This window comes from Paenibacillus sp. FSL E2-8871, from assembly GCF_038000345.1.
In the GTDB taxonomy this organism is placed as follows: Bacteria; Bacillota; Bacilli; order Paenibacillales; family Paenibacillaceae; genus Paenibacillus_AQ.
In genome coordinates, this window is the sequence record NZ_JBBOBV010000001.1 from 6782538 (window position 1) to 6805734 (window position 23197).

Annotated in this window: 22 protein-coding genes and 2 tRNA genes; 19 read left to right on the forward strand and 5 right to left on the reverse strand. The window is 42.3% G+C overall.

All coding sequences use genetic code 11. The features are described 5' to 3' along the window. Nucleotides 1-39 precede the first annotated feature (39 nt). From phoU to NYE25_RS30350, 6 genes are all read left to right on the forward strand, one after another. Nucleotides 40-699: a phosphate signaling complex protein PhoU gene (gene phoU / locus NYE25_RS30325; protein WP_042186547.1), complete on the forward strand. Its 660-nt coding sequence runs from the start codon at nucleotides 40-42 to the stop codon at nucleotides 697-699. Between the two features lie 309 nt (nucleotides 700-1008). Continuing rightward, on the forward strand, nucleotides 1009-3678 hold the full coding sequence (gene polA / locus NYE25_RS30330; protein WP_341049178.1) for a DNA polymerase I: 2670 nt from the start codon (nucleotides 1009-1011) through the stop codon (nucleotides 3676-3678). A gap of 52 nt (nucleotides 3679-3730) precedes the next feature. Next, nucleotides 3731-4567: a DNA-formamidopyrimidine glycosylase gene (gene mutM, locus NYE25_RS30335; RefSeq protein WP_042186551.1), complete on the forward strand. Its 837-nt coding sequence runs from the start codon at nucleotides 3731-3733 to the stop codon at nucleotides 4565-4567. A 127-nt stretch (nucleotides 4568-4694) separates the two neighbouring features. Beyond that, complete coding sequence (locus tag NYE25_RS30340; protein WP_076283314.1) at nucleotides 4695-5441, forward strand: MntP/YtaF family protein; 747 nt, start codon at nucleotides 4695-4697, stop codon at nucleotides 5439-5441. A gap of 9 nt (nucleotides 5442-5450) precedes the next feature. Then, nucleotides 5451-6047 (forward strand): dephospho-CoA kinase, encoded by a 597-nt coding sequence (gene coaE, locus NYE25_RS30345; protein ID WP_076300911.1) that lies wholly within the window; start codon nucleotides 5451-5453, stop codon nucleotides 6045-6047. Then, entirely contained in the window at nucleotides 6044-6607 is a 564-nt protein-coding gene (locus NYE25_RS30350; RefSeq protein ID WP_339290104.1) for a lytic transglycosylase domain-containing protein, read from the forward strand. Before coaE ends, NYE25_RS30350 begins: the two co-directional genes overlap by 4 nt. A gap of 79 nt (nucleotides 6608-6686) precedes the next feature. Here NYE25_RS30350 and NYE25_RS30355 read toward each other — a convergent pair whose 3' ends face one another. Continuing rightward, nucleotides 6687-6905: an alpha/beta-type small acid-soluble spore protein gene (locus NYE25_RS30355; protein ID WP_042126012.1), complete on the reverse strand. Its 219-nt coding sequence runs from the start codon at nucleotides 6903-6905 to the stop codon at nucleotides 6687-6689. A 164-nt stretch (nucleotides 6906-7069) separates the two neighbouring features. Between NYE25_RS30355 and nrdR the strand changes: the two genes are divergently transcribed. The 4 genes from nrdR to NYE25_RS30375 all read left to right on the forward strand — a co-directional run bounded on the left by nrdR (nucleotide 7070) and on the right by NYE25_RS30375 (nucleotide 8714). Beyond that, nucleotides 7070-7546, forward strand: a complete 477-nt coding sequence (nrdR, locus tag NYE25_RS30360; RefSeq protein WP_042126015.1) for a transcriptional regulator NrdR — start codon at nucleotides 7070-7072, stop codon at nucleotides 7544-7546. Between the two features lie 159 nt (nucleotides 7547-7705). Then, nucleotides 7706-7781: transfer RNA gene (locus NYE25_RS30365), tRNA-Ala, on the forward strand. Nucleotides 7782-7791: 10 nt separating this feature from the next. Then, a tRNA-Lys gene (locus tag NYE25_RS30370) sits at nucleotides 7792-7864 on the forward strand. Nucleotides 7865-8309: 445 nt separating this feature from the next. Continuing rightward, nucleotides 8310-8714 (forward strand): hypothetical protein, encoded by a 405-nt coding sequence (locus NYE25_RS30375; RefSeq protein ID WP_341055715.1) that lies wholly within the window; start codon nucleotides 8310-8312, stop codon nucleotides 8712-8714. Nucleotides 8715-8752: 38 nt separating this feature from the next. Here the strand turns inward: NYE25_RS30375 and NYE25_RS30380 are convergent, their stop codons facing one another. Beyond that, complete coding sequence (locus tag NYE25_RS30380) at nucleotides 8753-9664, reverse strand: helix-turn-helix transcriptional regulator (RefSeq protein ID WP_341147605.1); 912 nt, start codon at nucleotides 9662-9664, stop codon at nucleotides 8753-8755. A gap of 99 nt (nucleotides 9665-9763) precedes the next feature. On the opposite strand from NYE25_RS30380, the gene NYE25_RS30385 reads away from it, so the two are divergent. The 3 genes from NYE25_RS30385 (at nucleotide 9764) to NYE25_RS30395 (ending at nucleotide 11686) form a co-directional block, all read left to right on the forward strand. After that, nucleotides 9764-10705, forward strand: a complete 942-nt coding sequence (locus tag NYE25_RS30385; protein WP_341147606.1) for an alpha/beta fold hydrolase — start codon at nucleotides 9764-9766, stop codon at nucleotides 10703-10705. Continuing rightward, entirely contained in the window at nucleotides 10681-11271 is a 591-nt protein-coding gene (locus NYE25_RS30390; protein ID WP_341147607.1) for a YdeI/OmpD-associated family protein, read from the forward strand. The genes NYE25_RS30385 and NYE25_RS30390 overlap by 25 nt, the downstream gene beginning before the upstream one ends. Before the next feature lie 244 nt (nucleotides 11272-11515). Continuing rightward, nucleotides 11516-11686 carry an alpha/beta fold hydrolase gene (locus NYE25_RS30395; protein ID WP_341147608.1) on the forward strand — a complete coding sequence of 57 codons (171 nt, stop codon included), beginning with the start codon at nucleotides 11516-11518 and terminating at the stop codon, nucleotides 11684-11686. Nucleotides 11687-12160: 474 nt separating this feature from the next. On the opposite strand, the gene NYE25_RS30400 is transcribed toward NYE25_RS30395, so the two are convergent. Both NYE25_RS30400 and NYE25_RS30405 read right to left on the reverse strand, forming a co-directional pair. Further along, a complete protein-coding gene (locus NYE25_RS30400; protein WP_341147609.1) occupies nucleotides 12161-12703 on the reverse strand; it encodes an IS110 family transposase in 543 nt (180 codons plus the stop codon). A gap of 375 nt (nucleotides 12704-13078) precedes the next feature. Next, nucleotides 13079-13549: a MarR family winged helix-turn-helix transcriptional regulator gene (locus NYE25_RS30405; RefSeq protein ID WP_341055704.1), complete on the reverse strand. Its 471-nt coding sequence runs from the start codon at nucleotides 13547-13549 to the stop codon at nucleotides 13079-13081. 144 nt (nucleotides 13550-13693) lie between these two features. On the opposite strand from NYE25_RS30405, the gene NYE25_RS30410 reads away from it, so the two are divergent. After that, entirely contained in the window at nucleotides 13694-14665 is a 972-nt protein-coding gene (locus NYE25_RS30410; protein ID WP_341147610.1) for an aldo/keto reductase, read from the forward strand. Between the two features lie 485 nt (nucleotides 14666-15150). Here the strand turns inward: NYE25_RS30410 and NYE25_RS30415 are convergent, their stop codons facing one another. Beyond that, a complete protein-coding gene (locus NYE25_RS30415) occupies nucleotides 15151-16215 on the reverse strand; it encodes a GntR family transcriptional regulator (RefSeq protein WP_341147611.1) in 1065 nt (354 codons plus the stop codon). 263 nt (nucleotides 16216-16478) lie between these two features. On the opposite strand from NYE25_RS30415, the gene NYE25_RS30420 reads away from it, so the two are divergent. The 5 genes from NYE25_RS30420 (at nucleotide 16479) to NYE25_RS30440 (ending at nucleotide 22607) form a co-directional block, all read left to right on the forward strand. Next, nucleotides 16479-17816 carry an ABC transporter substrate-binding protein gene (locus NYE25_RS30420; RefSeq protein ID WP_341147612.1) on the forward strand — a complete coding sequence of 446 codons (1338 nt, stop codon included), beginning with the start codon at nucleotides 16479-16481 and terminating at the stop codon, nucleotides 17814-17816. A gap of 85 nt (nucleotides 17817-17901) precedes the next feature. After that, nucleotides 17902-18798, forward strand: coding sequence for a carbohydrate ABC transporter permease (locus tag NYE25_RS30425; RefSeq protein WP_042185833.1), 897 nt, complete (start codon nucleotides 17902-17904; stop codon nucleotides 18796-18798). A gap of 16 nt (nucleotides 18799-18814) precedes the next feature. Then, nucleotides 18815-19648 carry a carbohydrate ABC transporter permease gene (locus NYE25_RS30430; RefSeq protein ID WP_341147810.1) on the forward strand — a complete coding sequence of 278 codons (834 nt, stop codon included), beginning with the start codon at nucleotides 18815-18817 and terminating at the stop codon, nucleotides 19646-19648. Nucleotides 19649-19677: 29 nt separating this feature from the next. Then, entirely contained in the window at nucleotides 19678-20667 is a 990-nt protein-coding gene (locus NYE25_RS30435) for a glycoside hydrolase family 43 protein (protein WP_341147613.1), read from the forward strand. Nucleotides 20668-21041: 374 nt separating this feature from the next. Further along, entirely contained in the window at nucleotides 21042-22607 is a 1566-nt protein-coding gene (locus NYE25_RS30440) for a histidine kinase N-terminal 7TM domain-containing diguanylate cyclase (RefSeq protein ID WP_341055695.1), read from the forward strand. Nucleotides 22608-23197: the final 590 nt, after the last annotated feature.

Below are 23197 nucleotides of genomic sequence, written 5' to 3' on the forward strand. Positions count from 1 at the left end.
CAAGCTGACCATACGTTAATGAGGAGGATCGCTCTTATTATGATTCGCAGAAAAGAATTTGATAAAGACTTGGAAGAGCTGCGCAGTCTGCTGCAGCAGATGGGTGAGCATGTTAAGGATGCTCTTGAAGGTGCAATTAATGCATTACAAAATCTAGATACAACGCTCGCACAGGAAGTCGTTGAAGCGGATTTACAGCTGAATGCCATGGAAGATAAAATCATGGAAATTGGCTCACGCTTAATTATTACGCAGCAGCCCGTAGCTAAGGATTTGCGCCGCATTATCGTTGCCTTCAAAATATCAAGCGATTTGGAACGCATGGGGGATCTGGCGATTGATGTAGCTAAGGCGACCATGCGTCTTCAAGGCCAACAGCTGATTAAGCCCCTTGTAGACATTCCTCGTATGGCTGAAATCGTGACAATTATGATCGATGAGGCGATCCAGTCTTACCTGGATGAGAACACTGATCTGGCTTATAAAATGGCACAGGATGATGATCAGGTCGATCAGTTATATGGTGCAATGATCAATGAGTTGTATTCTTATATGGTAACAAAGCCGGAGACAGTATCCCAAGCTATGTTATTGACACTGGTAGGCCGTTATATCGAACGGATTGGCGATCACGCTACTAACATTGGTGAAAGCGTAGTTTACCTGGTTACCGGTAGTCGTCCAGATTTGAATGAGTAGTGTTTTGCAAAAGATGTTCAGTGGCTGGTAATTACAGAGAGCGTTTGGACTTTCGGTCGCTGTTGTCTCCAGATTTATTTTATTTTAACCACCTTTAGTGGTGTAAATCCAGAGACAAAGGCGGGCGCTCTGCTCCTACAGTTCCAAACCTCTCCTCCATTACTTGCACCTTCACATCTTTTGTTTATTTTTAGGTAAATTGAGTAGCCGTCCTTATATTAGGACGGCTACTTGTTGTATAGCCGTTTCTACTTGGACAGGCCATATGTTAAGATGTAAGAAGTAAGCATGAAAAAGGCGAGGTGCACTATGGACAAGTTGATACTTATAGATGGAAATAATATTATTTACCGCGCATTCTTCGCGATGCCCCCGCTAACGAATACAGCAGGGCAACAGACGAACGCGGTGTACGGTTTCACAACGATGCTGCTCCGTTTAATTGAAGAACACAAGCCGACACATATGATTGTTGCTTTCGATGCAGGGAAAGTCACATTTCGGCATGAAGGTTATGAGGATTATAAAGGCGGTCGGCAAAAGACACCTCCCGAGCTCTCCGAGCAGTTTCCACTGCTGAAAGATTTGCTCAGAAATCTGGGTGTACCGCAGTTTGAAATTGGCAATTATGAGGCCGATGATATTATTGGAACCATTTCTCGCCAAGCAGATGAAGCTGGCCGGCAGGTTATGATCGTGTCGGGAGACAAGGATATGCTTCAATTGGCTTCCGAACATACGACCGTTGCGTTGATCCGCAAAGGAGTTACTGAGGTTGAGCTTTATGGACCAGAACAAATTCGTGAGAAATATGATTTAACACCCGAGCAGATCATCGACCTTAAGGGACTGATGGGTGATGCGAGTGATAACATTCCGGGCGTTCCGGGTGTTGGTGAGAAAACAGCACTCAAGCTGTTGCATCAATTCGGATCGGTTGAAGGTGTATTAGCAGGAACCGGTGAGCTTAAAGGTAAAATGAAAGAAAAGCTGGAAGCTCACGCGGAAGACGCTGTCATGAGTAAGAAACTGGCAACCATCTATCGTGAAGTGCCTCTTGAGCATTCGTGGGAAGATATGATCTTTAACGGAATTTCTGCGGATACAGCAGGACCCGCTCTCGCAAAATTAGAATTCAAATCACTTCTGGAAAGGTTGTCACTTAGTGCCTATGCTCCAGTAGCTGATGGAGAAGAGGGTGCAGCGGAAGTAGAAGCTGCTACACTTGATATTTCGATCGTGAGTGAAGATGAACTTGAGGCGCTAAATGAAGCGCTCCCTAGTATTTCGGCGCTGCATGTAGAATCCAATGGGGATAATCCGCATCGTGCCGAGGTGATCGGGGTAGGGCTATCTACTCTGGAGCGACATTATTATGTGCCGTTTGAATTACTACAGAAACCAGCGGCTGCGAAGCTACGCGACTGGTTAGGAGATGAGAAGGCTCCGAAGAGCGGATATGATCTTCACCGTGCTGATTTGGCACTGCATTGGCAGGGGATTGCTTTTGCAGGTGCTGCCCATGATGTGCAGCTGGCGGCTTATTTGCTGGATCCGACGGAAGCTAATCAGAACCTAAACGATCTCGCTACGAAATACGGCTTGCCAAGATTGTCACCTGATGAAGATGTATTTGGTAAAGGCGCCAAATATAAGATTCCTGAGCTTGAAATCTTAGGAAATCACGTCGCACGTAAGAGTGCTGCGGTACTTGGGATTGCTCAGAAGCAACAGCAGGAGCTTGTCGAGACAGCGATGACCGGACTGTTCGAAGATTTGGAGATGCCTTTATCACGTATTCTCGCGGATATGGAGAAACAAGGAATCGCAGTCAACGAAGAGGATCTTAAAGAGCTAGGTAAAGAATTCGAAGCTCAAATTTCTAAGCTGGTCACTGAAATATACGAATTAAGTGGCACGGAGTTCAATTTGAATTCACCAAAGCAACTGGGTGAAATTTTATTCGTTAAGCTAGGTTTGCCTGTTGTTAAGAAGACGAAGACAGGCTATTCCACCGATGCTGAGGTGCTTGAGAAACTAGCGCCTTATCATGACGTGGTACGTTTGATTTTGCAATATCGCACGATTGCCAAATTGCAATCCACCTATGTAGAGGGGCTGCTCAAGGAAATTTCCCCGAAAACAGGGAAGGTGCATACATTCTATCGGCAGACGATTGCTGCGACAGGACGGCTTAGCAGCCAATTTCCGAACCTGCAGAACATTCCAATCCGCTTAGAAGAAGGACGTAAAATCCGTAAAGTGTTTGTTCCATCCGAACCGGGCTGGTCCATTCTGGCGGCGGACTATTCGCAGATTGAACTACGGGTACTTGCGCACATCTCCGGTGATGAGCGGATGAAGGAAGCTTTTCTCCATGATATGGATATTCACACGAAGACAGCGATGGATGTATTTGGAGTTACCGCCGATCAGGTTGATAGCAATATGCGTCGTGCTGCTAAAGCCGTTAACTTTGGTATCGTGTACGGAATCAGTGATTATGGTCTGTCGCAGAACTTGAATATTCCTCGCAAAGAAGCCGCTCAATTTATTGAGCAGTATTTCGAGGTATACCAAGGTGTACGTCGATATATGGATGATATCGTAGTTGATGCAAGGAAACATGGTTATGTAACCACGCTGCTGGAACGCCGTCGTTACTTGCCTGAGATTAATGCCAAGAACTTTAATCTGCGTTCTTTTGCGGAACGTACAGCAATGAACACACCTATACAAGGAACTGCCGCTGATATTATTAAGCTGGCGATGGTGCATATGGACAAGGCGCTATTTGAACGTGGGCTAAAGAGCCGTATGTTGCTTCAGGTACACGATGAGCTTGTATTCGAGGTGCCAGAGGATGAAATGGAGCTCATGAAGACGCTTTTGCCGGAAGTAATGGGTGGAGCATTGCAGTTATCGGTGCCGCTTAAAGCAGAGGTAAGTTTTGGTAGCAACTGGTACGAAGCGAAATAGGCTCCCTTTAAGGTGTGCATATCAGCTATAATGTAGTTGAGGTGAAGACATCATGCCGGAATTACCGGAAGTAGAGACAGTCAAGAGAACACTGAATGATTTAGTTAATGGAAAGCAGATAGAGAGTGTAACCGTCCGGTTGGCCCGGATTATTCAGCGGCCGGATGATATTCAGGCTTTTGCCAACCTGCTCGCAGGTCATAGCATTGTTAATGTTGAACGAAGAGGGAAATTTTTGCGTATCGTGTTAGACGGTTTGGTGCTGGTATCTCATTTACGGATGGAGGGCCGTTACGGACTTTTTTCGAACGAAGATCCACTGGACAAGCATACGCATGTGATATTCCATTTTACCGATGGCACTGAGCTGCGTTACACGGATGTTCGTCAGTTTGGTACAATGCATCTTTTTCAGATTGGTGAAGACCTCCAGCTGCCTCCTCTTAATAAGCTAGGACAGGAGCCGCTGGAGCCATCCTTTACGCCGGAGAGGTTTAAGCAGATTGTATCAGGCAAAAGCACAAAAATTAAATCACTGCTGCTGAATCAGGAATATATCGTCGGCATAGGTAATATTTATGTAGATGAGTCGTTACATCGTGCAGGGATACATCCTGAAGTCAGCGCCAAAGATCTTTCGGATGAGCAACTTGATCAGCTGCATCACGCTATTGTCAGTACGCTAACGGAAGCGGTAAACGCTGGTGGTTCGTCTGTAAAATCATATGTGAATGGTCAAGGTGAGAGCGGCACTTATCAGCAACAGCTGTTGATTTACGGTCGTAAAGATCAGCCGTGTAACCACTGTGGAACGATGATTGAGAAAACGGTTGTAGGTGGCCGCGGCACGCATTATTGTCCAAGCTGTCAGCGTAAGGTTGAAAACTGAAGAAGTAATTAGGTTGGCACCCACTACTTGTCCCGCCCATATACTGTGTGAAGAATGCTTAATAGAGAACGGAAGCTGAATGAAGTGTATTCTTCAGTGTTCCGGTTCTTCACAGGAGGGATTGCGGGTGCTCAGCCCATTTTTTTCACTAATATTACTAGCTTTTGCTTTGAGTTTGGATGGTTTTGGCGTTGGTATTACATATGGACTGCGTAAAATGAAAATACCATTGCTCTCCATTCTGATTATCTCGCTTTGTTCGGGGGTAGTTATCTGTGTATCTATGCAAGTGGGTGTTCTGCTTGCCAAGGTAGTGTCTCCACATGCAGCTTCTGAGGTTGGCGCTGTTATACTCGTGCTAATGGGGTGCTGGTCGCTCGTCCAGATGTTAATGCAGAAAGAGAAGGAACAGACAGGTGAGCGTAAAGTAGGTAGTGAAGAAAATGTGCTATCCACAGAAGCTCGGGCAGAGGTAGCTGTTGATACTGAAGATGTTGTAGAACAGGTTACCATGGCTCCTGAGCAGGCAAAGTCGGCTGTCTTTTCCCTTGAGTTACGACGATTGGGGATTGTTGTACAGATCTTGCGTACTCCGTCTTCTGCAGATATGGATGATTCCGGGAGTATTTCTTCGATGGAGGCTATGCTGCTCGGGATTGCCCTCTCTCTAGATGCTTTTGGAGCTGGACTTGGCGCAGCATTGCTGGGGTTCAATCCGATATGGACATCACTTACAATTGCTCTGTTTAGTGGTACATTTCTATTGCTGGGCATGAAGACTGGATTAAGATTCGCCGGGAACTACTGGATGAAGCATGCTGCTGCACTACCCGCGTTATTATTAATTACAATGGGAATACTGAAGCTATTATGAGGTGAGTACATGATTATTGGCTTAACCGGAGGCATTGCATCCGGAAAAAGCACGGTGTCCGCACTGCTTGTGAGCAAGGGAGCGAGGCTGGTTGACGCGGATGTGATCGCCAGAGAAGTTATGCTCCCCGGTCATGAGGTGCTGGCTGCGGCTGTGAAACAATTCGGAAGCGAGATCCTCTCTTCGGATGGCACACTGAATAGGGGCAAGCTGGGGGACATTGTGTTTCAAGACCCGGCGGCCCTGCAAGCCCTGAACAATCTGACGCATCCCGCAATCCGGCGGGAGATTAAAGAACGTATGAACAGCATGGAGGAAGAAGATCCAAAGAAGTTAACCATTGTGGATATCCCTCTTCTTTTCGAATCAGGACTCGAGAACATGTTCCATGAAATACTGGTGGTCTACGTGCCTCGTGAAGTGCAAATCGCTCGATTAATGGAACGTAACGGACTTTCTATAGAACAAGCAGAAGCACGCTTAAATGCACAGATGGATATTGAAGCGAAGCGTAACAAAGCGGACTATATCATTGACAACAGTGGCGAACTTGCGCACACTGAGCAACAGGTTGCTGTTCTTTGGGACAGGCTGGGCTTATCATGAAATGGTTACGTAAAAAAAGAGTCCTTCTTCTGTTATTCATTGGTTTTACTGCGATATTGTTTCTGAGTACGAACTGGATGTCCTGGTTTTATCCGATCCATTATAAAGATGAGATCCGTAAGCACAGCGTTACGTACGATATTGACCCATTTCTAGTGGCTTCGATTATCCGAGTGGAAACGAACTTCAAAACTGGACGAGAATCCAAAAAAGGTGCTATAGGTTTAATGCAGCTTATGCCGGATACCGCCAAATGGGCCCTTGAAAAGGCCAAGCTTCCTGATGTTTCTATGGAGGAGCTAAAGCATGAACCATCAGCAAATATTGAACTAGGTACCTGGTATCTTTCAACATTATCCCGTCAATTCGAAGGTAAACGTACAGCGGTTATCGCTGCATATAATGCTGGACCGGGTAAAGTTCAAAAATGGCTGGATGAGGGGATCTGGGATGGAACGGATGCTACGATTAAGGATATTCCGTTTGGTGAAACCCGCCATTATGTACAGCGCGTCAACTATTACTATGATCAGTACACGGATATTTACAACGAATTCTAAAACCGTGTTATGTATAAAAAGAAGCATTAAACGATCTTGCGATCGTTTAATACTTCTTCAGTAAGCTTATGTGGACAGGTTATTTGTATTGACCTGCCAATTGTTGTTCTGCCAGGGTTACAAGACGTTTAGTGATGTAACCACCGATCGAACCATTTTCATAAGAAGTTTTATTGCCTTGGTAACCATCTGGGGAAAGCGTGATTCCGAGTTCTTGGGCAACTTCATATTTAAGTTGTTCCAAAGCACCACGGGAATTTGGAGCTACAAGGTTATTGGAGCTGTTGTTTTGGCTCATTGCTGTTCACCTCCTCTGTTGGTAACTGTATTATGTGCCGGACTTGCCATAATCATTACAATAAAAAAACGGTGATTTCTGGAAAAAATGAAATAGCCCTTCAAAAGCCGGATATTTAACATACCGGGACTAAAAACATTATGTAATAGGAAGTGATGAAGCTTATGAAATGCCCTTACTGCGATCACACAAATACTAAAGTACTGGACTCGCGACCAGCGAATGAGAATAAGTCAATCCGCCGCAGGCGTGAATGCGAGCGTTGCAGCAAACGGTTTACAACCTTTGAAATGATCGAGGAAACACCGTTAATCGTGATCAAAAAAGACGGCAGCCGCGAGGAGTTCAGCCGTGATAAAATACTGCGTGGTCTTATCCGTGCTTGCGAGAAACGCCCCGTCTCTGTAGAACGTCTAGAGAAGATCGTATCTGAGGTAGAGAAATCCCTACGCGGTATCGCCGTAGCTGAGGTGGAGAGCCAACAGATCGGTGAGTTGGTTATGGAGCAGCTCTATCCAGTAGATGAAGTCGCCTACGTTCGCTTTGCTTCCGTATACCGCCAGTTTAAGGACATTAACATGTTTATGAAGGAACTGAAGGGTCTGCTATCTAAGAGCACTGGGGATTTGGACAGATTGTAGAGTTGTGGCTAGTCTAATGACTAAAAAAAGTGTTGACAGCGAAGGCGATTTTTTATATTATATAGGAGTCGCCTACGGCGCTTGGATTTGTCAGAATGACTTAAATACACCGAACTGAATTTTAGAATGTGTGATTACATACATCTGAAAATTACGTTTGGGGCCATAGCTCAGCTGGGAGAGCGCATCGCTGGCAGCGATGAGGTCAGGGGTTCGATCCCCCTTGGCTCCACCAAACTTCATATGGACTCTTAGCTCAGTTGGTAGAGCAGTAGACTCTTAATCTATTTGTCCAGGGTTCGAGCCCCTGAGAGTCCATCCAAAAGAAACGGCAGAAATGCCGTTTCTTTTGCTGTTTATGCGACTTTTGATCAGTTTCCCGATGATTAAGAATCAATTACTGAGTTGATAACGTGAAGTGGATAAATATTCCTTTCAATATTTTAAGGTAACACAAATACATCTGTCTGCGACTACTACTCAAGCCATGTGGAGTGTGTAGTGTCAACATACCGTGTTGACAAATAATAGAGAATACCTAAACTAAATAAAAGATAATGATATTAAAAGGCAGTATTCTTGAAGCAGGAAAGGATACTGCCTTTTAGTTATAATTAGGACGAAGCTTACCACAAATAGAGTGTATTATTTATTATATGGAATTAGGAAATGAACAGAGCTCAACTCAACTATGAAACATTCACATAATTTGGTACTATTAAACAATGAAAGAAATCTATCCCATTTGAAAGATGAGACATATATGAGTGTGCATTTAGATGATTTATGTAAAGATTATAATGAAGATAGAATTGTTCCTTTTATCGGTGCAGGGCTATCTATACCTTTTAATGTGCCAGATTGGGGTAGTTTAATAAGGGAAATAGCTGAGAAATACGCCGTAGGTGATACGTCTTTTGTAAAGTTAGCTGTAGAACAAGATTTACAGAGATACGATTACTGGCAGGCAATTGATGCTTTGAAAAAATATACAACAGTCCAAGAAGAAGATATTCAAGAACATATAGCAGTTACTGTACAGAGAAAAATTAATAAAGTGGAAAATGATTTGCTTCATAACTATATGGATCTGAAACAAATGGACTTTAAGCTTTTCTTAACTACAAATTATGAAAATATATTACACAACTATTTGCAATGGAATTAACTCCAATTTTATTAAAAGAAATACAAATGCTAAATATATCAGGAATAGTTCTCCATCATTTGATATAAATAATTTCGAAAGTCTTCAACATAGGTTTTGGGCTCTACAACTTTTAGATGAGTGCCGAAGCTTGCTAAAAGTTGAAATCCCATACGATTTTGTGGGACATAAATGGTTGCTAATAAAAATCCAGAACTATGGTCTTCAATACTTCTTCGACCATACCTTTCGATGATTTGATCTTTTATGCTAGGCGATATCCATGCCTTAATCGTGACGAATTCAGGTAGATAATTTGCTTCGTGTACTTGCTCTGACCAATCGTCTCTAGGATGAAACGCGCGTTCATCCATAGTAATATGATCGATCCGAGATAACTTGAAAGTTCGATATCCCTGTCGATGTAAACAGAATCCTTTCAAGTACCAACTCGATTCGCTAAAATGCAGCTCATAGGGCTCGACCATTCTATCCGTTACAGCCCCGTCCTTATCTGTATAATCAAACGAAGCCAGCCTCTTTTTTGAAATGGATTCTTGACATGTCTTTAAGGTTTCAAGAATCTCGGACCGACCTTCCCAATCATAAAACGACAGTTGAATGGAACGATTTAGAGACAATGGACTAACCATTGCCTCTATTTTTTTTATCGTTCTTTCAACTTCTTCAGTACGGAGGATTTGTTCCAATCCGCCGAGCGCAGTTAATATATTCTGTAAATCGGAGCTGCTTAAAAGGCGTTTATCAACCTTGTATTCATCCATTATGCCGTAGCCCCCTTTGACCCCATTGACAGAGTAGATCGGGATGTTCGATAAGCTCAATGTTTCCATATCGCGAAGGATCGTTCTTTTGGAGACATTGAATAGTTGTGAGAATTCCGTTGTAGAAACAACCTCTTTTTTCAGCAATATCATGATAATCGAAATGAGTCTCTCCACTTTGTCCATAATTGCCCTCTTTTTTTACATGATTTCAGAACGGTGACACCTTGATGTCACCTTTTATCCATTATACTACAAGTATCACAAGAAGGAGGTTATAATTTAATGTTTAATCCAACCGATTTTCCCAAGCCCACCCTTATTTCAGCCAACGGTGTGGAACTCGAAGTGTTTGAAGCAGGCCGAGAAAACGCAGGAAAACCTATTGTACTCTGCCACGGCTGGCCAGAGCATGCCTTTTCTTGGCGCCATCAGATGGACGCACTTGCCGCAGCGGGCTACCATGTCATCGTCCCCAACCAGCGGGGTTACGGCAACTCATCCCGTCCGACCGAAGTAACAGACTATGACATTGAACACTTGTCGGGTGATCTCATCGCGCTTCTCGATCACTATGGATACGAGGACGCTACCTTTGTCGGTCATGACTGGGGTGCATTCGTCGTTTGGGGACTGACCTTGTTGCATCCAAACCGCGTCAATAAAGTGATAAATCTGAGCTTGCCTTACCAAGAGCGCGGAGAAAAACCCTGGATCGAGTTTATGGAAGAAATACTTGGCGGCGATTTCTATTTCGTCCACTTCAATCGACAGCCAGGCGTCGCGGACGCCGTATTCGAAGACAATACATACAGGTTCCTTCGCAACCTGTACCGGAAGAACGAGCCTCTCAGAGCACCTGAGCCAGGTATGGCGTTGATCAATCTCGCCAGAGCAGAAACACCGCTCGGTGAGCCCGTATTGAGCGAAAGCGAGCTGGACGTTTACGTCTCCGCTTTTGAAACATCAGGGTTCACGGGCAGCATAAATTGGTACAGGAACCTTGACCGCAACTGGCGCTTATTGGCGAAAGTGAACCCAATCATCCAGCAGCCGACCCTCATGATCTACGGCAACCGGGACGTGGTTGCGAAGTCTGAAAACCTGACAAAGTTCGTGCCCAATGTGGAAGTGGTCAATCTGGATTGCGGTCATTGGATCCAGGAAGAAAAGTCGGAAGAAACAAACCAAGCGATTCTAAAATGGCTGGAACAATGGGAGATGTAGTTTTTTTCAACAACCAAGAAGAGTTTAACGATTGGTTAGAAGAACATCATGCTGAAGCTAGTGAAATTTGGGTGGGCTATTTTGGGATAAGTACAGGGCGTGAAAGCCTTACTTGGTCTGCATCAGTAGATGCCGCTCTTTGTTTTGGGTGGATTGACGGTATACGAAAAACCATTGATAAACAAAGCTATAAGATTCGCTTTACTCCGCGCAAAGTAAATAGTGTATGGAGTGCTGTGAACGTAAAGAAGGTAAAAGCACTAATACAGCTTGGAAAGATGAGACCAGAAGGAATGCACGTCTTTAACAACAGAACCGATGCACAAGGCTATTCCTCTGAACAAAGAAACGTGGAACTTGCCAAAGAATATGAAGAACAAATCAAGGCAAATCAAACAGCCTGGCTATTCTTCACTAATTTATCACCATCCTATAAAAGAGATTCTATCTGGTGGGTAATGAGCGCCAAGAAAGAAGAAACACGATTAAGAAGGCTTGGAATATTGATCGCTTCATCTGAAGAAGGGCTAAAATTTCAACATTGCAAAAATAATATTACAGAATAAGGAAATATAAATAACAAAAGAATCGTTAAAAGGATTTTTGGTACTGCATAAATCTGGGTCTATTGTTTCCCTGATCTTTAGGAGAGTGGAGCTACTGTATTTCTCAATCATTTAGGGTTTAATTCTCATCAAAAGTCAGAACGTTTTAAATGCGAGGCATAAATCAAATCGCTAAATGAAGAAGGGATGAAACAGCTCATCCAAAATCGCAACCCCCTTCATTTTTATGGTACAGCCGACCCTCATGATCTATGGTGACCAGGATACGGTCCAGAGGTCTGAAAACCTGACAAAGTTCGTGCCTAATGCGGAAGTGGTCAATCTGGATTGCGGTCATTGGATCCAGCAAGAAAAGCCGGAAGAAACAAACCAAGCGATTTTGAGATGGCTGGAAGAGCAGAATGATGCTGAATAGAGTCGCTTAGCAAGCAAAACTTAGAAAAATAATAAGGACACCCAAACAGGCAATGTCATTAAGTTAAGCTCAAAGGTAAGAACGGGAATAAAAATGGAATTCAAAACGGCATGGGAAAGCCCCGTGCCGTTTGTTTTTTACTTCACGCAAGGAAACGGCGTATAACTAACAAAGCAGAAATACTGCAATAATTGAACAGGCGGAGAGAAAAGCATCGCTCTATGTTCTGTTCCAATCCAGTAAGATGCTCTTGGTACTGAAGAATGAGGGTAATAAGGACTTTCAAATTGATTAAGTGGCGTGCATACATGGTTTGCTGAAATGGGTTTTGTTTTGCCGCAACTAGCAGCCGTTGCCCCCGTTGGTTAATCCAGTCCTCTGAACGCCCCCGTTTTGAAGAAAGCAGTTCTTTCATCTTAGATTTGAGTGTGTTTTCATCCGTCTGTAATACTGAATATGAGGTTGGGAATTCACTTAAAACTGTAATGAAATACCGGAATACATAGCTCCAAAGACACCTTTGTAAGCAGGGAAAACCTGATCTAAAACAGCTTGGAATTGTAGTTTATTTTGTACACACATCTTTGAAAGAGACTCATATTGTCTTGTAAGATAGCGCAGATTGAGAAGTTGCACACCTCTTTTCTTAAACGGTTCAAATTCTTCTTTGTAGTACAGCTCTCCCAATAGGTAAGCGTCAGCAGCATCCGTCTTTACTTTACGAAGTTGAGACTTCCTAAGTCGATTTGAGATGAGCGGATTAATAACAATATAAATATAATGATGTTCCTCTAGGAACTGAACAACGGGACTTTGATAATGACCGGTTGCTTCTAGAATAAGCAAAGGACGTTGTTGAGATGCAAATTCAACTTCTGTTAAAACTTGAAGGGAATTTGCTAAACCATCTCGAGTGTGCTCGAAGTGGAATATCCCTTGGAATGGCTTTCCGCGCTCTAGAAAGGCTTGTCCATGGCTTTCTTCTTTAGAAATATCTAGACCGATAACTGGATTCATTTCATCTCCCCTTGTAAGTGTAGATTCACCGGCATCCCCTAAGGTTGATCTTCTTGTCGCTCCATAGCATCGCTTGTTATACGGGATCTTACGTCCCAACCAGCCTCAATCATGGTCATGACAAGTAGGGGTGAACATTATAGCTCTCGGGATCAAGTCCCACGGGCAGGTACGTTCGACCAGGCTACTTTAATCCTCTATGCAAATGAAAAAAGGATCAACCAGAAAGAACTGGTTGATCTCATAATACGAACGGGCAGGAGAGTTGAAGATCAAACGCGGGGAACCGTATCATAAATAGAGGCAAGTTTTTTAGGTGGGGGCCTTGGTTTGCAGAAGGCAAAGACCCCCTCCGGTGGTTGGGGGAAGGGTCCATCAAGCTGACGGATCTTCACATGACGATGAAGGTCCTGTTTTTGTTCTTTCCGCCAGCCTAGTAATAGACTCCATGTCCTGGTCGGTTAATTGATCTAAAAAATGCTTCCTTATTGCCTTTGAAACAATGGGAAGGGCTTCATCCAGAGCTGTTTTTCCGGAAGAAGTAATGATGACGTAGACTCCACGATCTGTATCTAGTGGTTTCCTCAAAACAAGTCCCCGTTTTTCCATACGCGTTAGATGATGTGACAATCGGCTCTTATCCCAGTCCATCGAGTCTGCTAATTCCTGTTGGCGAAGCTTACCGTTTCCAAATTGGACTAACCTGTCTAAAACCCCAAAGTCACCCTCAGATAGTCCCGTGTGTTCGGACATGTCCTTTACAACACGACCAAAGATTCTTTTGAAGGAACCTTTCCACATATTCCATATTTGCATTTCCTGTTCATTCAGTTCGTTCTTGTCCATACGCCCATTTTAACACAGTTGACACGTCAACCACAAGGTGTTACAGTGTATACAAGTTGACATGTCAACCACATTGATCATTAGGCCCTGCACTGATGATGCAAGGAAAAGTCTTCCTAATACAATTAAGGAGTGTGTCATGGAATGGATTATGTAAAACTTGGACGTTCCGGTTTGGATGTCTCGGAAATATGCCTTGGATGCATGAGTTTTGGAGCACCTGAACGAGGCAACACCCCATGGTCTCTGAATGAGGAGCAAAGCAGACCGATTATTAAAAAGGCACTTGAATTGGGAATTAATTTTTTTAGTACTGCCAACATGTATTCCGACGGAACAAGCGAAGAAATTGTCGGGCAAGCATTAAAGGACTTTGCTCGTCGTGACGAAGTCGTCATTGCCACAAAGGTATTCGTTCCGATGCGCCAAGGTCCAAATGCTATGGGGCTTTCTCGTAAAGCGATCATGACCGAAATTGATAAAAGTCTAAGTCGACTCGGAACGGACTACATTGATTTGTACCAGATTCATCGTTGGGATCATCATACACCGATTGAAGAGACAATGGAGGCCCTTCACGATTTAGTTAAAGCGGGGAAGATAAGATACATCGGAGCTTCTTCCATGTTAGCATGGCAGTTCGCAAAAGCTCAGCATGTTGCGGTGAACAATGGTTGGACACGGTTCGTTTCTATGGAAAATAGACTTAACTTACTCTATCGGGAAGAAGAAATAGAAATGCTCCCCCTATGCAAAGATGAGGGGGTTGGTGTCACGCCTTACCTGCCTTTGGCAGCAGGACGCCTGACCCGAGAGTGGAATGAGCAGACCTCACGTTCCGAGAAGGACCAAATAGCTAAGGCATTGTTTGCAAAAACGGAAGAGATTGATCGTAAAATTGTGGGAAGAGTTGAGGAGGTTGCCGCTAATCGAGGAGTTTCACGCGCAGAAATTGCACTGGCATGGTTGTTACAAAAAGAGGAGGTCACAGCACCTATTATCGGTTCGACCAGAATCAGCCATCTAGAGGATGCCGTGTCGGCGTTATCGGTCAAATTGACAACGGAGGAAATCGCGAGCTTAGAAGAGCTTTATGTACCACACCCGCTTGTATAGAATCGGTATAAAACCAATCTGTATGGGCATATCTCCTAAAGAAACAGGAGTTGAACAATGAAAGATTAAAGAAAGGGCCATCCTGCATAGGATGGCCTTAAAACTTGCCGTTAGAAATAGCGCGGAGAACCGTATCATAAGTAGGGGCAAGTTTTTTTAAGAAAAACCCGCAGGAGCTGTGTTTACAGCATAACGACGATAGGAGCAGGGTAGGTTACTCTCTGGTCGGAATGGTGCATAAACGGGCTTCTGCGGGTTTATTTATGCTATAGAATAGTGTGGACTTCGAAGGGGACTTTTGCCGACTCTCAGCAAAAGCCCCTTCGCTATTTATTATTGATCGAGAAACAAAGCTTACATGCATGTAACCTAGGGTTGTCATCGACAAAAACGACTATAACTTACAAAGCAAGGGGAATAGATCAAAGAGAAGGCAACTTCTACTGAAGGTATCCCCAGAGTGTCGATAAAGTCCAATGAAATAGTTAAGGGAAGATGAGCTGCACGGGAATGACGGCGTTCTTAGGTGAATAAATATTCTCTATCTGTTCAAGTAACAGCTTTACGGCTGTTCGTGCCATTTCCTGTTCATCCTGCTGTACATAAGCTACGAATGAAAGATGTGGATTATCGAAAGATAGCAAATCGATGTTTGAGTGATTGTTCAGACGGCTGATAGCGGCCGATGTAAGGCGTGCGGTTTCTTCGGTCAAGGTGAAGGCTGCCGAAATTCTACTATGACCCTGCAAGAAGTCGCTTACATATTCCAATGCTTGCTCACCACGTAGAATGTCGAGAGGGATGTGACACCACAAGCTCTTGTCAATTGATATACCTTGATCTGTGTACGCCTTCTCGAAGCCGAGCGTGCGATCCTCGATGGCTGTATTGGCATTTTCAGGTGAGATGAGCGCAATCTGATGATGACCCTTGGATAGCAAATGAGAGACAGCCTTATACGCACCGCCGTAATTGTCTGATGTAATCGTGTACGTCTCAATGTTGCGCAGGTAGCGGTCGATGAACACACATGGGAATTTATCGAGCGACAGACGCAGTAGTGATTCGTTGTACTTCTCATCTTCTGTTGGAAAAACGATCAGGCCCTTCACACCGAGCCCCGTTAGTGTACGAATGGCGTTCGATTCGATAGAGGAGGACTCTCGCGTGATGCTTAGTACCATGCTGAGGCCAGCTTCAGACAGGAATTGTTCCGTGTAGTCGACGAGCTTCTGAATGACACGGGTTACCATCGTCGGAATAATGAAGCCGATGAGCGGCAAGGACGACGCGCTGTGTGGAGATAATGGAGAATCAATGCTAGAAACATCAAGACTAGAAGAGACGAATGTGCCCTTGCCTTGTACGCGTATAATTAATCCTTCGTCAGCTAGCTGGGTTAAGGCGTTTTTGACGGTTATTTTACTTACTTTGAACTCATCCATTAATTCCTGTTCAGAAGGGACACGGTCCGTTGGCCGAAGCTGCCCAGATTTAATTTTCTGTACAATATCTTCTTGAATTTGCTTGTAGAGCACCAGCTTTTTCAAATAAGTACATCTCCCTTAAAATTTAATGATTTTTATAATCAATTGGTTATATAAAATATATTACGTATATATTATAATGCAATTTATAAAGCGCTTACAATACAGAATTAGGAAATTTGTTACGAAGGGGTCTTTTCATTGAAAGGTTAGAATCATGTTAAGAAGGTTGGTAACGAGACGTGTTGAAACCGCTTAAATTAACAGAATTGACCAGTCACCCAGCATCTCAAATGAGTAACAAAAAAAGAGAGGATGACGAACAAATGAAAAAACGCATTACATTAATCTCCATCGTTACAATCCTTATGATGTCACTAGTTTTGTCGGCATGTAGTAAGTCTTCTAGTTCATCTACGGAAACACAGCAGTTAGGCGCTGATGCCGGTGAGAATGCAACAGAAATGTCATTTTGGACATTCGTAGATTTGCATGGCAAGCATTTGGATAAAATGCTGGAGTTATGGAACCAACAGAATCCAGACAAACAGATTAAGTTGAATGTAACGGTTATGCCTTACGATGATATGCACAACAAGCTCTTATTGGCAGTTACAAGCGGAAAAGGTGCTCCTGATATTGCGGATATCGAGCTTGGTCAGTTCCCTAAATTCTTGGAAGGGGACAACGTTCCACTGGAATCTTTGAATGATGTATTTGCACCATACAAAGACGTTGTCGTTCCCTCACGTGTCGATATTTACTCCAAAGCTGACCAGGTTTATGGCTTTGATTATCACGTAGGTGCTACGCTTGCTTTCTACAACACGGAAATTCTCGAACAAGCAGGTGTTGACTACAAGATGATCAAAACTTGGGAAGATTACAAACAAGCAGGTATCAAGGTTTATGAAAAGACTGGTAAGTACTTAGGTACTGCTGATACATCCGCTACGTGGCAAGCCTCGCTATTACTTGCTCAGCAAAACGCTGATTTTATAGATGAAAATGGCAATCCAAAAGTTAACTCACCTGAGATGATTAAAGCGTTTGAAATGTTAGTTGACCTGCAGAAGAATAATGTTATTCATACGATCCCAGGCGGACAACCCGACACAGAAGAAGCAAAAGGCGAATATAACAAAGGCAACTACGCAAGCGCATTGATGCCTGAGTGGTACATGTCCCGCTTTGTAAACGAAATGAAGGACCTTAAAGGTAAGTATGCAATTGCTCCCTTGCCTGTATTCGAAGAAGGTAATCCTCGTTCCGTTGGCTTAGGCGGTACTGGCACAGTTGTTACTAAGACTGGTAAAGACGTTCAGTTGGCAAAAGAGTTTGTAGCTTTTGCTAAGCTTTCGAAAGAAGCTACTACTGAAATCTGGAATACACTTGGATTTGACCCAATCAATATGGAAGTATGGAAAGATGAGGCTGTAACGAAAAACCCTGATAACGAATACGTCCAGTATTTTAAAACAAATGCATTTGATACTTTGAATGAAATTAAAGACGAAATTAGAGGTATCAAATCCGTAAAAGCTTCACCGACGATCGGCAGTGTGCTCAATACGGTTACTCTGAATGCGATCTTTGAAGATGGCCAAGACGTGAAGGAAGCTCTCGATGAAGCACAGGCAGCAATTGAACAAGAATTGAAATAAAAATAATAAGTAAATGGTTATGATTAAGCCTGTCGGCAAGAATGGTGCTCGGCAGGTTTAGTCATAGTCAAGGGAGAGTGGGATTATGATAAAGAAATTTGTATACTCTCAAAAGGTTGCACCTTATGTTTTTGTGTTGCCATTCATAATCATATTCTTGATATTCTGGTCTTATCCACTTGTAAATTCATTCGTAATGAGTTTTCAAGATAGGATGTTGGGACAGGATCCAAAATGGGTTGGTGAAGCGAATTATTCGAAGTTATTCACAGATAAAGTGTTTTTGACGGCTATTAAAAATAGCGTTGTATACATGCTAGGAACCTTAGTGCTGTTAATCCCTTTCCCAATGTTATTTGCCGTTATGATAAACAGTAAGTTAATGCTGGGCAGGGAGTTTTTTAAATCTTCGTTCTTTCTTCCTGCATTGACATCTGTCGCAGTGGCGGGTACTATTTTTCGCCTAACATTCGGTGAAATGGATGGTTCATTAATGAACAGTTTTCTAGGTCTATTTGGTGTAGAGCCTACTAAATTCTTGAAAGATGCAGAATGGAGTATGGCTGCACTATTAATTCTTGCATGTTGGCGATGGACGGGTGTTAATATGCTGTACTATCTATCCGGTTTGAAAAACATTGACAATGATTATTATGAGGCTGCTTCAATTGACGGGGCATCTGCTTGGCAGAAGTTCAGATCGATTACAATGCCATTATTGAAGCCGACCACGATATATGTTACGACAATTAGTGTTTATGCAGGTTTGGCAATGTTTACCGAGAGCTTAATGATGTTTAACGGTAACAATTCACCGAAAAATATTGGCCTAACTATAGTCGGATATCTGTATAGACAAGGGATTGAGAAGAATAAGCTCGGTTACGCTGCTGCAGTTGGTATCGTTCTATTAGTCATTGCTATGATTATCAATTTAACGCAGCTGAAATTTAGTGGAATGTTCAAAAAGGAGGAGGATTAAAATGGGCGCTAGTCAGATGAAGAACAACTTAATTGCTAGAATAGTCATAATTAGTACCTTTATTATACTATTCGTTATAATTATGGTTCCATTCTATGCAGTGGCCCTGTCTTCCTTTAAACCAGGTGAAGCTTTAATAAGATATGGTCTTAACTTAAGTTTGAATTTTGAAATAATGAGTTTTGGTAATTTTATCTATTTATTTACTGGACAACATGATTATTTTGTATGGTTTAGGAACAGTATGACGTTAACAATCATTCAGGTTGCTTTAACACTGTTTGTAAGCGCTTTTGTTGCATATGGTTTTGCAGCGTATGATTTCAAAGGTAAGAACTTCCTCTTTATATGTGTGTTGCTCATTATGATGGTGCCATTTGAAATATTGCTGGTTCCTTTGTACAGCTTAATAAATGATTTGCAAATGGTGAATAGCTATTCAGCAATCATTCTGCCGGGTATAGCTAATGCCGGGACGATATTCTTCTTTAGGCAATATCTCAGAAGCATACCCAAAGAAATTATTCAATCTGGGCGAGTTGATGGAGCAAACGAATATGCGATATATTTCAGAGTGATTATGCCGATTATGAAGCCTTCCTTTGCGGCAATGGCCATTCTGAATGGTATGAATAGCTGGAATAATCTATTGTGGCCATTCATGGTGTTGGGAGATCAAAATAAATTTACACTGCCAATCGGTTTAAAAACATTGTTAACTCCTTATGGGAATAACTATGACCTTCTGATCGTGGGCTCCTTCTTCTCCATCATTCCAATTTTCATATTGTTTATCGCTTTCCAGAAATATTTCATTGATGGTATGACTGCGGGTGCTGTTAAAGGTTAGTATCTATTACTTATGAAATAGGTGATAAGATGGGAGTCCAACAAGAGGAGTTACGCGTCATTAAACCATTGATCGAGCAACGAGCTGATCCTTTTATATGCCGACATTCAAATGGTTATTATTATTTCATGGCCTCGGTTCCAGAGTATAATCAGATTGAAATCCGTAGGGCACAGGACCTTAAAGGGCTTATTACATCAGCTCCTGTAGTGATCTGGAGAAAGAGAGAGACTGGCATCCTTAGTGCCAATATTTGGGCGCCAGAGCTGCATTTTATTGATGGAAAATGGTACGTATATTTCGCTGCCGCGCATACGTCGGAAACGACAGAAGGCTTGTTCGACCATCGGATGTATGTACTGGAGAATGAAAATGCAAATCCGCTCGAAGGCAGCTGGACGGAAAGAGGACAGGTTCGTACAGCGTGGGAAAGCTTCTCCCTCGATGCCACTACCTTTGAGCACAATGGTAGCCTCTATTACGTATGGGCACAAAAGGATCCGGAAATCGAAGGCAACTCTAATCTCTACATATCTAAAATGAGCAATCCGTGGACGTTGATTGGGGAGCAAACGATGATTACGATGCCCGAATATGACTGGGAGGTCATCGGGTATAAAGTGAACGAAGGCGCGGCATTTGTGCGCAAAGATAATCGGGTATTCCTCACTTACTCTGCTAGCGCTACTGATTTCAATTATAGCATGGGTTTGCTTGAAGCCGATGCGGACGCGGATTTGCTCGATGCTGCCTCATGGCGCAAGTCGAAAGTACCGGTTCTCACGACAGATGAGAGCATCTCGATGTATGGTCCTGGTCATAATAGTTTCACGGTGTCAGAGACTGGCGAGAAGACTTTGTTTGTGTTCCACGCAAGAACGTATAAGGATATTGTAGGAGATCCGCTATACGATCCGAATCGCCATACATTTGTAGCGGAGCTGTTGTGGACGGACGATGGCAGACCTGATTTTCGCGGTTCTGTTGCGGCACTTGCACGTTCTGCACAATACGAATAGATCTGCAAGCGCCTTGCAAAATTCTAAATGGATTTAGTTGAACTTATGTCGTACATGGAAAAACCTTTATAATTAGAAATAAAACAAGTACCCATTCAATCGATGGGTACTTATTTGCAATGCAATAGAAGTGATGAAATACGTAATGTTGTACTAACTATTTCGTGATCGGTATAGACGAAATAGTAATCATAACATTACTGATTGGCGAAATGTGTTGCTACTGTCATGAATGTCATGCTAAGTTAAAGCAATAATCAATACGATGTGGGTAGTACAGACACAATAGTGATGTGGACGGAATCCTCTACATGGTTCAAGGAACAGATCAACATCTTAAATATATATGTATTGTATGAAAGTGGGTATACCTATTGGATTCGAAGCTAGCAGCATATATAACATTAGTTTGTACTTCGGCTGTTCTGAATTTGTCTATACTTGTCTTTACTTATTGGAGGAGACATTATTATACAAATATCGCTAATTTGTTCATGTGGAATACATTAACTTCAATGATTTATTGTTTTGGTTATGCCTTTAGCTTAACATCGACTTCGTTAGAACAGCTTAGATTTTGGAATATTGTACAGTATGCAGGAATGCCATTTTTCCCTCCGTTAGGATTAATGTTTGTCATGCAATATTTGGGTTATAAAATAACGAGAAAAAGAATAATCGTTCTACTTACCATGCCTTGTATTACTTTTCTCATCAATGTAACTAATGAATCCCATCATTTTTACTATAGAATATATGATATCCATTCGGTGCTTGGGGCTCCATATAGTGAGATTGAATATGGGGCTTGGTTTGCTGTACATAATATTTACATTTTTAGCTGTATGTTAGCTGCGCTCTTATTGCTACTTTCACGCTGGAAGGAAACAGTTAGTGTATATCGATTTCAATTATTTGCCCTCATCTGCGGTCAATTGCTTCCAATAGTGACTGCATTTTTATTATTCATAGGAGCGACACCCGATGGTATTGATCCTGTACCAATGGTTATTTGGTTTTCATCTGCTTTGTATCTTTGGTCTATTACTTCCTCACGAATGTTATCAATTATGCCAGTTGCGAAGGAAACGATCTTTAATAGTATGAACGATGGTGTAATTGTGCTTAATGATACCTATCAATTAATCGAATATAATCAAGCTTTTAAAAATATGTTTAGTGAATTGGATCGATCAACGTTAGGGCAGCCATTTGATCAAGTTTGGTATATGCTAACGGATCAATCATTCCCTGTTCAATTAGATACGATATCAGATAAATTGAATGTTACGATTCATCAAGCTAATTATATTTATCAGTTACGTATTTCTATGCTTCAACAATCAAGTAATAACTCCGGCTTACTAATTATATTTACGGATATAACAGAGCTACATACATTACAACAAAAGTTAGAGCATCAAGCCTATTATGATGAGCTTACACAAATATACAATCGTCGTGCCTTTTTTCAGAAAAGTGAGCAAAGCTTGATGAAAGCAAAGGATGAATTGTCATCCTTTGTAATTATTCTATTTGATATTGATTTTTTTAAAAAAGTGAACGACACTTATGGGCATCAAACCGGAGATCAAATACTAGTACATGTGGCTCAAATATGTAAGGCTGAGACGGGAGAACATATACTATTTGCTAGATATGGTGGTGAAGAATTTGTACTCGCTTTACCTGGCTATACACTAGCGGAAGGGGAAAACTTCGCTAATTACCTTAGATTTTGCATTGAACAGAAGGTTCTAGTTGAAAATGAGCAATTTATATCGGTTACCTCCAGTTTTGGAGTATCCGTAACGACAGGAGCTGTGGAGGAAACTATCTATCAACTTCTTCAGAAAGCTGATGAAGCACTTTATGCTGCCAAAAGAGCTGGTCGAAATCAAGTGCGGGTTTTTACTGAAAAGTACGAATTTGTGGAATAGTACAAGAAAATATTAAGAAAAGAATTTAGAAAGAGTTATTAAACTTGGCGGACGTATTATAAGTCTTGTTCCTGAAGGAACTCCTATATTAATTAGAATCAAGGATGAACTGGAAAGAGGTATGCTACTCAACCAGGCTAATATTGAAAACGTAAGAAGTGTTTCTTATTTACTTAAGCCTATAGTATAGATGTTGTTAGAGTATGTTGCTTTGAACAGGCTCCTTCGGTATATGAGATGGTTATAAATGAGAGTATGCATGAAATCGAAAGAATATTTTTTGAAAGCGCAACCGAAAAAGGATTATGTGTAACAGGTCAGGCATACCAAAAAGAGAAAGGTCATCCGCATGGATGGCCTTAAAAACTTGCCGTTACAGACAGCGCGGGGAACCGTATCACAAGTGATGGTAAAGCAGAGGTATGTGTTAAGGGTAGAGGCGTGGATGTTAAATGTCCATGTGGGGCATAAGTATACATATTCGATGCATATGGAGTGCTGAAACATATTACATCATTTAATGGGGACGAACTGGGGACAAACGCTGTTACCAAGTATCATAAAAGAATTGTTTATATCATCTGACAGTC

What these genes read in the sequence shown, in the direction of transcription:
- phoU (WP_042186547.1), top strand. Translation starts at nt 40, where the DNA reads ATGATTCGCAGAAAAGAATTTGATAAAGACTTGGAAGAGCTGCGCAGT.
- polA (WP_341049178.1), top strand. Translation starts at nt 1,009, where the DNA reads ATGGACAAGTTGATACTTATAGATGGAAATAATATTATTTACCGCGCA.
- mutM (WP_042186551.1), top strand. Translation starts at nt 3,731, where the DNA reads ATGCCGGAATTACCGGAAGTAGAGACAGTCAAGAGAACACTGAATGAT.
- coaE (WP_076300911.1), top strand. Translation starts at nt 5,451, where the DNA reads ATGATTATTGGCTTAACCGGAGGCATTGCATCCGGAAAAAGCACGGTG.
- NYE25_RS30350 (WP_339290104.1), top strand. Translation starts at nt 6,044, where the DNA reads ATGAAATGGTTACGTAAAAAAAGAGTCCTTCTTCTGTTATTCATTGGT.
- NYE25_RS30355 (WP_042126012.1), bottom strand. Translation starts at nt 6,905, where the DNA reads ATGAGCCAAAACAACAGCTCCAATAACCTTGTAGCTCCAAATTCCCGT.
- nrdR (WP_042126015.1), top strand. Translation starts at nt 7,070, where the DNA reads ATGAAATGCCCTTACTGCGATCACACAAATACTAAAGTACTGGACTCG.
- NYE25_RS30375 (WP_341055715.1), top strand. Translation starts at nt 8,310, where the DNA reads ATGAGTGTGCATTTAGATGATTTATGTAAAGATTATAATGAAGATAGA.
- NYE25_RS30380 (WP_341147605.1), bottom strand. Translation starts at nt 9,664, where the DNA reads ATGGACAAAGTGGAGAGACTCATTTCGATTATCATGATATTGCTGAAA.
- NYE25_RS30385 (WP_341147606.1), top strand. Translation starts at nt 9,764, where the DNA reads ATGTTTAATCCAACCGATTTTCCCAAGCCCACCCTTATTTCAGCCAAC.
- NYE25_RS30390 (WP_341147607.1), top strand. Translation starts at nt 10,681, where the DNA reads ATGGCTGGAACAATGGGAGATGTAGTTTTTTTCAACAACCAAGAAGAG.
- NYE25_RS30395 (WP_341147608.1), top strand. Translation starts at nt 11,516, where the DNA reads ATGATCTATGGTGACCAGGATACGGTCCAGAGGTCTGAAAACCTGACA.
- NYE25_RS30400 (WP_341147609.1), bottom strand. Translation starts at nt 12,703, where the DNA reads ATGAATCCAGTTATCGGTCTAGATATTTCTAAAGAAGAAAGCCATGGA.
- NYE25_RS30405 (WP_341055704.1), bottom strand. Translation starts at nt 13,549, where the DNA reads ATGGACAAGAACGAACTGAATGAACAGGAAATGCAAATATGGAATATG.
- NYE25_RS30410 (WP_341147610.1), top strand. Translation starts at nt 13,694, where the DNA reads ATGGATTATGTAAAACTTGGACGTTCCGGTTTGGATGTCTCGGAAATA.
- NYE25_RS30420 (WP_341147612.1), top strand. Translation starts at nt 16,479, where the DNA reads ATGAAAAAACGCATTACATTAATCTCCATCGTTACAATCCTTATGATG.
- NYE25_RS30425 (WP_042185833.1), top strand. Translation starts at nt 17,902, where the DNA reads ATGATAAAGAAATTTGTATACTCTCAAAAGGTTGCACCTTATGTTTTT.
- NYE25_RS30430 (WP_341147810.1), top strand. Translation starts at nt 18,815, where the DNA reads ATGAAGAACAACTTAATTGCTAGAATAGTCATAATTAGTACCTTTATT.
- NYE25_RS30435 (WP_341147613.1), top strand. Translation starts at nt 19,678, where the DNA reads ATGGGAGTCCAACAAGAGGAGTTACGCGTCATTAAACCATTGATCGAG.